Genomic DNA, 11,603 nt, shown 5'->3' with positions numbered 1-11,603 from the left:
ACGCTGCGGGTCCATGCTCGGCAGCAACGGCTCAAGCCGTTCCCAGTCCTCATCAGTTAAATCACCAGCCACGACGAGACAACGATCGATCATCGCAACCGGTGATGATCCGTCAGATGCGCTCTAGGCATGACACGTCCCACCGGCGTGCAGCCACGAACGCGGTCACGTCAGGGCTGTACACAGTGGTGCCGCGCGGGCAGCCGGTGCGGAGGACGACATCACCGCCGACGAGCACTGCAGGGTTGGCCTGGTCAAGCGGTACACCCCAAGCACAGACCCCCTGGTTCTCGATGGAGATGACCAACACCGGTCCATCCCATCCAGGAAAACGTCGGGTGTCAGCCTCCGGTACCTCGATCAGCGCCTGCTCCGGGAAGAGCACCTGGTCGCCGTATGCCATAGCGATCTCGCGTGCAACGTCGGTGGTTATCAAGGACCGGAGAGTCGCAGGAACTGCGGGAGAATTCACCAACGCGGTATAGCACACGCGACAATCCTGCTTTGACGAGCCAACACCCTCACATCGGCAGATCAGTAAGCCAACAACGCAAGTGGCTCAGGGTCTCTGTGGTGGTGTTGCATCGGCTTGAACATCACTGGCTCGGCCGGGCAAGGTGCTGGCGGGGAAATTCGCCAGCGACCCCTTGCACCGACTGGCTACCGGACGCGGATCAGACCAACTGGCCCGGTACAACAAGAATCGAAATGTGGTACGTGCATACTGCGGTAGGGCAGACTTCCTGGCTGACCGTCCGGATGACGGCACCTATCAGTGCGACGAATATCCGAAGGCATCAACCTACGAAGGTGCGGCCAGGTGAAAATACCCACACCTGCTGCCGGGCAAGAAGGACAATCTCGGCGGCGACGCCTTCAGAAACTTCTACTCGGTGCAGTGGGTTGACAAGGAGCAGAACGAAGAGGAGGGCCGGCGTCTGAAGCTCCTCTATGAGGAGAATCGAATCTTGGATGGCGACAACTACTTCATTCCGATCCTGATGCAATAGCAGGGAAAGGAACAAACGCTTTGCTATTGGTTGATCGTTGCAAAATGCTCTAGGGTCACGTACGTACCGTGACCCCAGAGTCCCGCGATGCCCCTGGCAGATCAGGGCATGATTTCACGCCAGAACTGGGCCAGCAGCCACGCCTGTGGCCCCTCCGCCATCGGGTCCCAATCGGCCTCCCGCCACGCTAGTCTGACCCTGTAGCGGCCCGGCTCGCCGACATCAAACACATCGTGAACGCTGCCCGCATCTATCTGATCCACGTTTAGGCCCCCGTCAGTCAGCACCAGCGTCACCACCTCGCTGTGCGGCCAGTCCGCCCCCAACTGCGGAGGTGCTCCATCCCACAGCTCGAAGCGAAATTGCGCCTGACCGATGTCCTCCGCCGATTGCAAAAGCACAGAGGACGTGCCTGCGCTAAGCCACGGATGACCGATCTGACTCGGAGTTGGCAAATCCTCATCCACCTCACCGCCAATCAGCCCGACCAAACGGTAGGCGACGATAACGTCCGTTTCCGCGCTCGACAACATCTCGGACATTGAATCTCCAGTCACTTATTGACCATCGCCACACCTGCCGGCGATCCCGGTCGGGATCAACCACGCTCGACGGTGCACCCATGAGGGTGATCCGAAGTGCACGTCCTGTTGGTTCTTGCCGACCTCAACCAGATTCCGCCTCGCGAGCCAGCGGAATACGCTGCTCAACCCGGTGCTGGCACGTCGGGTTGTTACGGATGATTACGGCGCCGGATGACTGAGCCCAGCTAAACTTACCGCTCACGCCGATACCAGGCGTCGCAGTTCGCACCAACTCACTCTACGGCTGGCGGACTCATCCAGACTCGCGGCTTATTCGCCATTTGGGCACGCGTCTGGCGACTTGGCGGTATGGTCGGCGGCGATCAGAGTCGACCAGGTGGGTTCCGCCGAACTCTTCGATTCGGGCCTCCAACAGTTCGCCGTCGGCATCGAACAGGAACATTGCCACGAACTCCTGCCCTACGTCGTCGGATCGCTTGTGGGCGAAACGGCGTCGTCAGAAAGAACTGCCGGCCGTCGACGGTGTGCCCCACGTGTTCCGCGTGATAGTCGTCGTGGTTGATAGCGATGCGGGGCCGGAGGCGCGCCTGACGGCATGACTTAGCTTCCGAAGTACATTGTCGGCAGGCGGATCAATGCATCCTCATCTGGCACCCCTCTATGTCAAGAGTTGATCATGACGGTTGTTCGAGGCTGTGGTTTCGGCGGGTCCGGGAAGTGACTTGTCCGAAGTGCCGGCCTTGGGGTTCGGGTCGGCCGCGCTGGATTGCAGAGTCGCCCCCATGTGTCCTCCCGGGCCCGTCCTCAGTCGTTTGGCGTCGGCGGTCATCTGCCGGTAGACGACGTCGGAGAGCCTGCGTTTGAGGGCGCGCATGGCTTCCATCGTGGTCTTGCCGTCGGTGAGTTTGCGCCAGTAGTAGCGGTCTTCTATGGACCGATCGGTGGTCGCCGACGTCGGCGCGTCGTTGGACGCCTCAGACGATGCCACCAAGGTTTGGTCTTCGACGGACGATTTCGCATGCCGGAACATCCGGAGTCGTTGGCCGCCGTACGTGAGTGGGAAGACACCGTCGCCGCGCGGCAGCAGCAATTCGGCGCCGACGATCCAAGGACGGTCGACAGCCGGCTCCATCTCGCCGAAGCTTACGAAAATCTGGGAAGGTCCTTCGAGTCTTACGAAAACTCGGAGGACTCCGACGACCGTGAGTTGGAAGCACTGGCGACGGCCGAGTTGGCCAAGGCAGTCGACAGCCGCATCCGCACGCTCGGGCCGGATCATCTCGACACGCTCACCATCCGGTACGACCTCACCACGCTGCGCCTCCGCCAGGCGGTCCAGGACGGGCTACCCGGACAGGACGAGTTGGTGACCGAGTTCCGGTCCATCGCCGATGTGTCGGTCCGAACGTTAGGGCACGCTCACCCGATGACGCTGAAAGCCCGGTCACAGCTGTCCTTTTTCAGCCCGGAACCGGAGCGTTCGGCACTGAAAGCGCAGGTCGTGCAGGGCCTGGAGGACGTGCTGGCCGAGCAGGAGCAGCGCCTCGGGTCTGATGACCCGCAGACCTTGGAAACGATGAGGCGTCTGGTGGCGACGTACCGAGACGACCGCGGTGATGAAGCACAACGGCTGGCGGAGCGGCTGATCGCCGGATGGGAGCGAGTTGCCGCCGCCCGCGTCCGCGACCGGGGGCCAGTACATCCGGACACCGTAATCGCCCGGGAGCACCACCTCACATATGTCAATGACTGGGTATCCCGAGGCACCGCCGAGCGGCTCTTTGAGGAACTCGTCGCGGAACACGTCCGGCTACTCGGTCCGGACCATCCTCGGACCCTTCACACGCGGCTGGAGCTGATACATACATGGAAAGGCCTGTACGGCTCCGCCACTCCGGAGACCATCACATTCGCCGAACGCCTTCTCCATCGCTTCCGCGACGTGCTCGGTCCGGATCACCACGACTTCCTGATGCTCCGCTATTACTTGATGTCGCAGCGCCTCATTGAAGGAAATCTTGACGCTGCCTTCGAGATAAAAGGCAATACCCTGCGCCCGCCGACGACGAGGAGAAGTAAACCCGGCGGACGGCACCACTGCGCGACATGACAGCTACGTCGGCCGAGGCTGCATTCACGATGCTCGGTTAGCGGCTCGCTGTCATGCCGCTGATAAAGGGCACCCGTCGGTGCAACCAGATTCTTGGAGGTCGGCGTGTTCCATGACGATGACCTGTAGTCCCTAGGCCCGAGGCGGGCGGATCACGATGCCCGACCGCGCCGACCGCGGTCCCGCGCCGGCTGTGCAGCATCCGCCCACCGGCGTATCCGATGAGCTAGACCTCGCAGCACCCGGCGGCATTCGGTCGCGCTCGTGGACCCTCAGTCCATGACGAGGACGCTGGCCCGGGGCGCCAGGAAATGGTCCATCACGAGCTCCGCCGCGCCCAGCGCCGCGACCCGCTCGCTCACCACGGAACCCTCGATGGAGAACGACTCCCGCGGCACGATGAGTTCGTTCCGGACCGCGGGCTCGAGAACGGGGAGGAATGTCTCGCTGAGGCGGTCCCAGATCGGCCCGCCGACAACGACGCGCGAGACGTCAAGGAAGTTGACGAGCACTCCGATCCCGACGGCGACGCGGTGGGCCGCCCGCCGCAGGAGGTCGGAGGCCTTGGGGTCACCGGAGGCGGCCAGCTCCGAGATCAAGGTGCAGGCGTCGTCGATGGCCGAGTAGTCGGTGAGGTCGGGCAGCGGCATGAGTCCGGCCTGTGCGGCCTGAATGACCAGCGCCTCGGGGACGCAGGCTGCTGCCAGTCCACCCCGGCGCCCGCCCCAGCCGAGGTCCTCGGCGGAGGGGTCCACAAGCATGTCGCCGACCTCGCCGATGTTGTTGCTCACGCCGCGCAGCACCTGGCCGGCCGTGACCACGGCGGCTCCGACGCCCGACCCGAGGTAGAGGAACAGGAAGTCCGAGCTGGCCGACGTGCGCAGCTCGGCCGTGGCAGACGCCGTGACGTCCTTGTCCAGCAGGACCGGCATACCCGTGAAGTCGTGGAGGTCCGCCCGCAATCTCACGTCGTGCCACCGAGGGAGCTGCGGCGGGTCGAGCATGACACCACTCACGACGTCGAGGGGACCCGGCACCGCGACGCCCAGGCCCAGCACGCGGTGCCGATCCACCCCGGCGGCGCTGATGATCCGGCCCGTGCTGAGGGCGATGAGCGAGATCACGTCGCGAGGGTTGAGGTCGCGGGGAATGCGCAGCTGCAGCCGCTCGCGGACCTCGCCGGCGAGGTCGAGCAGCAGCAGCGTGAGGCGTGCCGGATCGAGGTGCACACCCACGGCGAACGCTCCGTCGGCCTTGACGCTCAACGGAATGCTCGGCCGCCCCCGCGCCGCGTCGATCGGCGCGCTCTCCTCCACCATCCCGCCCTCGATGAGTCGGCGAGCGATGTTCGAGATGGTCTGCGAGGAGAGCCCGGAGGTGCGTTGCACGTCGGCCCTGCTGCGTCCCGGGTGGCGGCGGATGAGGTCGAGGACGACTGCCTGGTTGTAGTCCGCCAGGCGCAGCAGGTTGCTCCCGCGCAGCACGTCGCCCCTCACCTGTCCGTCAGTCCCCGGGTGTGCAAGTCATTCTTCCACCGATTGGGCCAAGATGCGACCGGCCCGGATCGACCCCATCAGGCGGAAAACCCAGCCTTCTTGACCAGCATGTTAACGACGGATTACTGTCGCAACGTTGTTTCCCCATCGATTGGGTAAAAGAGGTCCACGGACCGTGAGCAGGAGAAGGACGCGATGAAGCGGATACGTATGATCGCCCTCGTCGCCGCCGGGACCGTCGTGGCGAGCGCGCTGAGCGCCTGCTCCGGTGGAAGTGAAGATGGCGGCAAGGACGGCAGTGACGGACCGGTGACCGTCTCGGTCATGGAGTTCCAGCAGTCGCGCATCGACGCGGTGGCCAAGCTCATCCCCGGCTTCGAGGCCGACATGAAGAAGCAGGGCAAGGACATCAAGGTCAAGCTCGTCGCCGATCCCCTCACCGACGACCAGTTCAAGACGAAGGTCACCCAGCAGCTCATCGCCAAACAGGCCCCCGACCTCATCGACATCGGCGACAGCCTTGTCCCCGGGTGGGCCGGCGCCGGGTACCTCGCCCCCCTGGACGACTACCTCAAGGGCTGGGACGGGTGGGACCACTACTACCCGCACATCAAGAAGGCCATGGTCCGGCAGGACGGCAAGATTTACGCCCTCGTTCACGACACCGGCGTGCAGAACCTCTTCTACCGGAAAGACCAGCTCACCCAGTTCGGCATCGACACCGCCCAGCCGGCCACCTGGGACGATCTCATCTCGCGCCTCGAGCAGATCAAGCAGAAGACCGGCGGTACGCCCATCGTCATCCCGGCCGGGACCGCATGGGGCGGTAGCACGTGGACCGAGGGTTTCCAGCCCATCCTCGGCGGCACAGACAAGAACTACTACAGCCTCGAGACCGGCAAGTGGGACCTCAAGAGCCCCGGCTTCCGAGCGGTGTTCGACCTGTACCACACCATGTACTCCAAGGGCCTGCTTCCGGTGCAGGACCTCGAGAACCCCAACCCCTGGGAGCCGACGAAGTACGTCAAGTTCCCCGAGGGCAAGATCCAGGTCTCGGCGCAGGGCACCTCGGGGTGGAAGTTCGACTGGGGCCCGCAGGGCAAGGCGCCGATCAAGGGCCTCAACGAGAAGGTCGACACCTGGCAGTACCCCGGCCTGCGCAGCGGTGACGCACCCTTCGGGTGGAGCGGCCTCGGGTTCGGCTACGGCATCCCCGCCTCGTCCCCGAACAAGGACGCGGCGATGCTCCTCGCCCAGTACCTCTCCACCGGCAAGCCCCTCGCGGACCAGCTGGTGAGCTCCGGTGCCGCGTCGCCGCGCGACGACCTCGCGGACGTCAAGCCCTACGCCGACGAGCCGAAGCTCCTGCAGGCGGGCAAAGACCTCGCCACCAGTGTCTACGTGCCGACCGGTGACGGTGCCGAGCAGGTGGCCCAGGCCGTTGCCGCGGCGACCGAGCTCATCATCAACGGCAAGGCCGACGGTGCGCAGGCCTACGACGCGTTCTTGAAGAATGCGACGGACCTCCTCGGCCCCACCCTCGTCAAGGAGTGACCGCACACCCATGACCACCATCGCCGCAACCGCTTCGGCGGCGGCCGGCCCCACGGGGCAGGCGTCGCCGAAGCGGCGCCGCCGACGGACCTGGCCCGTGGTCCTGCTGCTGCTCGGACCGGCGGCCCTGCTCATCGTCGTGTTCATCCTGGCGCCGGCCGTGTACGGCGCGTACCTCAGCCTTACTAACACCCAGCTGACGGGGTTCGCCGCGCGTGACCCGCAGTTCGTCGGTGTCGACAACTACACCTACCTGCTGTCGAACTCCGAGTTCCTGGCATCGCTGGGCCGGACGGGCGAGTTCGTCCTCTACTCGGCGATCATCGGCCAGACCGTGCTCGGGATGACGGCCGCCGTCCTGCTGGCCCGGCCCTGGGTCCGGGGGAAGGGACTCGTCGGCGCCGCGATCCTCATGCCGATGGTGGTTCCCGAGGTGGTCGCGTCCCTGGCCTGGGCGAGTGTGCTGTCGAACAACTCAGCGGGCACCCTCAACCGGCTGACCGGGCTGTTCGGCGCCGACGCCACCGACTGGCTGCAGGTCGTGCCCTTGGCGTCCGTCGTCGTCGTCAACATCTGGCGCGGCATCGCCTTCGCCATGATCATGTTCCAGGCCGCGCTGGAGGACGTCCCCGGCGAGCTCATCGAAGCGGCGCGCATGGACGGCGCCACAGCCCTGCAGATCTTCCGCTTCGTCACGCTGCCGCTCATCCGCGGACCGGTCTTCCTCTACCTGCTCCTCACCACGATCAGCACCATCGGCGCCTTCGGACTGGTCTACTTCCTCACCCAGGGCGGTCCGGGCGGGCGCACGACGATCTCCGCGATCTACATCTACGAGCGCGCCCTGCAGTTCTCGCAGATCGGCATCGGCAGCGCCGCCTCCATGATCCTGCTCGCGCTGGTGCTCGTCCTCGGCCTGGTCTACGTCCGCCTCGCGAAGGTCGAGGTGTGAGATGACCGCCGTCACGAGCCGCCGGGAGCCGTCGCCTGCGGCAGACCTCACCGCGCCGAGGAGGAAACGGCGTCTCACGAGCATCGATGTCGTGAAGCGGGTGCTCGGCTACATGCTGATCGCTCTGCTCATAGTCTTCTGCGTCGTGCCCTTCGCCTGGGTCGTGCTCAGCGCCGTCGACGCCAACGCCGGCCCCAACGTCCAGGCCCCTTCCCTCTCCCTCGACAACTTCGTCCACTTCTTCACCGACTCGGGCACTCCTCGGCTGCTCGTCAACAGCCTCGTCATCGGCGTCGGCGCGACGGCGCTCAACCTCGTCCTCGGGCTGGCCGGGGGCTACGCCCTCGCCCGGTTCGAGTTCCGCGGACGACGGCTGTTCATGTTCGGCATCCTGCTGGTGAGGGTCGTCCCGGCGCCCGCCACCATCGTGGCGTTGTACCTCATCATGGTGAAGCTCGAGCTCACCAACACCCTGCACGGCCTGATCCTGGTCGAGGCGGTGCTGCAGCTGCCCATCACCCTGTGGCTGCTCAAGGGGACGGTCTCGGCCGTGCCGATCGAGCTCGAGGAGGCGGCCTGGCTCGATGGCAGCACCCGCATCCAGGCGATCCGCCGCGTCGTCCTCCCGCTCGTCGGACCCGGCCTGGGCGCCGCCGCCATGCTGACGTTCATGGGCGTCTGGGGGGACTTCCTCACTCCCCTGGTGATGCTCCAGAGCCAGGAGCTCTACCCCCTGTCCATCGGGCTCTTCCGCGCCTTCAGCGAGCACAACCAGGTCGATTGGGGCCTGCTCGCCGCCAGCTCGGTCGTCTACATGGCGCCGCCCGCGATCCTCTACGTCTTCGTCCGCAAGCACTTGCTGCGCTCCAGCCTCGGCGGGGCGCTGAAGGGATGACCAGTTCGTGACCGTCGATCAGAACCCCCACGGACGCGTACGTCTGGACAGCGTCGCCCTGGCCATGCAGCGGGTCCGCCGGTTCACCCGGTTCCGCATCGCTCCGGCGGTCTACTCGGAGACCCGGCCGGTCGAGGTGAGCGCCTGGGTCGTCGGCGGTGAACCTGTCCCCTTCGCCGAGGCCCGCGGCCGGCATTTCGAGCCCGTGGAGATGGGAATGCCGTGGGGCCGGCCGTGGGACACCGTGTGGTTCGACGTGCGGGGCGTCGCGCCCACCTCCTGGGCGCCGGAGGAGACCGAACTCGTCGTCGACCTCGGCTTCACCGCCGAGCAGCCGGGGTTCCAGGCCGAGGCCACGGCCTACCGGCCGGACGGCTCGATCGTGAAGGCGATCGAGCCGCTCAACGCGTGGGTGCCGCTGCCGGAGCGCGGCCCCTTCCACCTCCTGATCGAGGCCGCGGCCAACCCCGTGGTGCAGGTCCCCCACGAGTACGAGCCGACCCTGCTCGGTGACCTGCGAACCTCCGGCGACGAGCCGCACTACACCCTGCGCCGCATCGAAGTCGCCCGACGCGACATCGTCGTGTGGGAGCTGCTGCAGGACGTGGCCGCACTCGACGGGCTCGTGGACGTGCTGCCACCGCAGGGCATGCGCCGGGCGGCCATCGTCAGCGCCCTCGAGCGGATGGTCGACGTCATGGACCCCGACGACGTACCCGGGACGGCGGCGCAAGGGCGCGAGGTCCTCGCGCCGATCCTCTCGGCGAAGGCGCCGGCGAGCGCCCTTCGCGTCTCGGCCGTGGGACACGCCCACATCGACTGTGCCTGGCTGTGGCCCACCCGCGAGACCGAGCGCAAGGTGGCGCGCACGTTCGCCAACGTCCTCGACCTCATCGAGCGCGACCCCGAGTTCGTCTTCGCCGCCTCCTCGGCCCAGCAGTACGCCTGGCTGAAGGACCGCCAGCCGGGGCTCTACGCCAGGGTTCGAGAAGCCGTCGCCGCGGGCCGCATCCGCCCGGTCGGCGGGATGTGGGTCGAGTCCGACACCAACATGCCGGGGGGCGAGGCGCTGGCCCGCCAGTTCGTTCTCGGCAAGCGGTTCTTCCTCGAGGAGTTCGGGGTCGAGTCCGAGGAGGTGTGGCTGCCGGACTCTTTCGGCTACACCGCGTCGTTGCCGCAGATCGCCACGGCGGCGGGCGCACGGTACTTCGTCACCCAGAAGCCGTCGTGGAACGAGACGAACGCCATCCCGTACTCCACCTTCCTCTGGGAGGGCATCGACGGGTCGCGCATCTTCACGCACCTGCCTCCGTCCGAGACCTACAACTCCGACCTCGGTGCCGCCGACCTGGCTCGCGCCGAACGGAACTTCAGCGAGAAGGGCGTGGCCCGCGAGGTGCTCGGCCTCTTCGGCTGGGGCGACGGGGGAGGTGGCCCGACACGGGAGATGCTGGCGATGGGGGCGCGCAAGGCCGACCTCGACGGCTCACCCCGCGTACGCCTGACGGACCCCACGTCCTTCTTCAGGGCCGCCGAGGCGGAGCTGCCCGCTCCGCCCGTATGGGTCGGCGAGATGTACCTCGAGCTTCATCGAGGCGCGCTCGTCTCGCAGCAGAAGACCAAGCGCGGCAACCGCCACAGCGAGGCGCTGCTCCGCCAGGCCGAGCTGTGGGCCGCGACGGCGGCCATCCTGAAGGGCGCCGGCTATCCCACGGCACAGCTGGAGGATGCCTGGCACACCGTCCTGCTCCAGCAGTTCCACGACATCCTGCCCGGCACCGCGATCGCCTGGGTCCACCAGGACGCCGAAGCGGGGTACGCGCGGGTCGAGTCGTTGCTTCAGGGACTCATCGAGACGGCGCTGGCCGCCCTGGCCGGCGACGGTGACGTGTCGCTGGCCGCGAACGCCGGTCCCCTGGCGCAGCAAGGTGTTCCGGCCATGGGGATCGGTCCGGCGTCCGCGCCCGCGCCGGCGGCACCACGCGAGGAGGACGGGACCTGGGTCCTCGAGGACGACCGGCTGCGGGTGGTCGTTGACGCCAGGGGCGCCCTGGTTTCGATCCGCGACCTCGTCGCCGCCCGTGAGGTCCTCCCGGAGGGCATCGCGGGCGGGGTGCTGCAGCTGCTGCGTGACACCCCCCGCGAGTGGGACGCGTGGGACATCAACGAGGAGGACCAGCGGTCCGGCCGGGAGCTCCTCGAGCCGGCGCTGGTGCAGGGTGACGGCGACGCGGTCGTGGTCCGGCACGAGATCGGCAAGTCCGCGGTCGACGTACGCATCAGCGTGGTGGACGGCCACCTCGACCTGGCCTTCGACATCGACTGGCAGGAGTCGCAGAAGCTGCTCAAGCTGGCCTTCCCGCTCGACGTGCGCGCGGACCGGGCCACGTCGGAGCTCCAGTTCGGACATCTGCACCGGCCGATCCACCGCAACACGTCGTGGGACGCCGCGCGCTTCGAGACCGTCGCCCATCGCTGGATCCACGTCGGCGAACCGAGCTGGGGCGTGGCGATCGCGAACGACGTGGTGTACGGCCACGACCTGCGGACCATCGCGGCGCCGTCGGGGCGCCCGATGGTGATGGCGCGGCTCTCGCTGCTGCGTGCGCCCCGGTACCCCGACCCGTCCGCCGACCAGGGGCGGCACAGCTTCACCGTCAGCCTGCGTCCCGGTGGCATTCCCGAGGCCGTCGCGGACGGCTACCGGCAGCACCTGCCCCTGCGCGCCCTGCGTGGCGCGCCCGTGGCTCCGCTCGTCGTCGTCTCGAACCCCGCCGTCGTCGTCGAGGCGGTCAAGCTGGCCGAGGACGGAAGCGGCGACCTCGTCCTGCGGCTCTACGAGGCCCACGGAGACCGTTCCGAGGCTGCCGTCACCACTTCGGTGGACTGGAACGCCGTCGAGGCCACCGATCTGCTCGAGCGCCCCACCGTTGGCAGTGCGATCCAGCGGGTCGAGCCACGCCGGGTCGAGGTGACCTTGCGACCGTTCGAGCTGCTGACCCTGCGCTTCCGCGCGCCACGCGTCGCGGCATGAGAGGACC

At 66.9% G+C, this 11,603-nt stretch carries 9 protein-coding genes; 5 read left to right on the top strand and 4 right to left on the bottom strand.

Annotated features, from left to right (window positions below):
• Positions 1-112: 112 nt before the first annotated feature.
• From QSK31_RS41005 to QSK31_RS40995, 3 genes are all read right to left on the bottom strand, one after another.
• The gene (locus QSK31_RS41005; RefSeq protein WP_285690253.1) at positions 113-436 is read right to left on the bottom strand and encodes a hypothetical protein; all 324 of its coding nucleotides are present in this window, start codon (positions 434-436) and stop codon (positions 113-115) included.
• A 675-nt stretch (positions 437-1,111) separates the two neighbouring features.
• Positions 1,112-1,552, bottom strand: coding sequence for a hypothetical protein (locus tag QSK31_RS41000; RefSeq protein WP_285690251.1), 441 nt, complete (start codon positions 1,550-1,552; stop codon positions 1,112-1,114).
• Between the two features lie 661 nt (positions 1,553-2,213).
• Positions 2,214-2,585, bottom strand: coding sequence for a hypothetical protein (locus tag QSK31_RS40995; protein ID WP_285690250.1), 372 nt, complete (start codon positions 2,583-2,585; stop codon positions 2,214-2,216).
• Here QSK31_RS40995 and QSK31_RS40990 point away from each other — a divergent pair.
• A complete protein-coding gene (locus QSK31_RS40990; protein ID WP_285690249.1) occupies positions 2,574-3,665 on the top strand; it encodes a tetratricopeptide repeat protein in 1,092 nt (363 codons plus the stop codon). The two genes, QSK31_RS40995 and QSK31_RS40990, sit on opposite strands and share 12 nt — an antisense overlap.
• Positions 3,666-3,937: 272 nt before the next feature.
• Here QSK31_RS40990 and QSK31_RS40985 read toward each other — a convergent pair whose 3' ends face one another.
• Positions 3,938-5,161 carry an ROK family transcriptional regulator gene (locus tag QSK31_RS40985; RefSeq protein ID WP_285690248.1) on the bottom strand — a complete coding sequence of 408 codons (1,224 nt, stop codon included), beginning with the start codon at positions 5,159-5,161 and terminating at the stop codon, positions 3,938-3,940.
• Positions 5,162-5,356: 195 nt separating this feature from the next.
• Between QSK31_RS40985 and QSK31_RS40980 the strand changes: the two genes are divergently transcribed.
• From QSK31_RS40980 to QSK31_RS40965, 4 genes are all read left to right on the top strand, one after another.
• Complete coding sequence (locus tag QSK31_RS40980) at positions 5,357-6,715, top strand: ABC transporter substrate-binding protein (RefSeq protein ID WP_285690247.1); 1,359 nt, start codon at positions 5,357-5,359, stop codon at positions 6,713-6,715.
• A 10-nt stretch (positions 6,716-6,725) separates the two neighbouring features.
• Complete coding sequence (locus tag QSK31_RS40975; protein WP_285690245.1) at positions 6,726-7,667, top strand: carbohydrate ABC transporter permease; 942 nt, start codon at positions 6,726-6,728, stop codon at positions 7,665-7,667.
• Between the two features lie 91 nt (positions 7,668-7,758).
• Positions 7,759-8,562, top strand: coding sequence for a carbohydrate ABC transporter permease (locus QSK31_RS40970; RefSeq protein ID WP_285690244.1), 804 nt, complete (start codon positions 7,759-7,761; stop codon positions 8,560-8,562).
• A 7-nt stretch (positions 8,563-8,569) separates the two neighbouring features.
• Positions 8,570-11,596 (top strand): alpha-mannosidase, encoded by a 3,027-nt coding sequence (locus tag QSK31_RS40965; RefSeq protein WP_285690243.1) that lies wholly within the window; start codon positions 8,570-8,572, stop codon positions 11,594-11,596.
• Positions 11,597-11,603 lie beyond the last annotated feature (7 nt).

This window comes from Actinoplanes sp. NBRC 103695 (assembly GCF_030269485.1).
In the GTDB taxonomy this organism is placed as follows: Bacteria; Actinomycetota; Actinomycetes; order Mycobacteriales; family Micromonosporaceae; genus Actinoplanes.
Note: the sequence above shows the minus strand (reverse complement) of the source record. Positions and strands in the feature narration are given on the sequence as shown.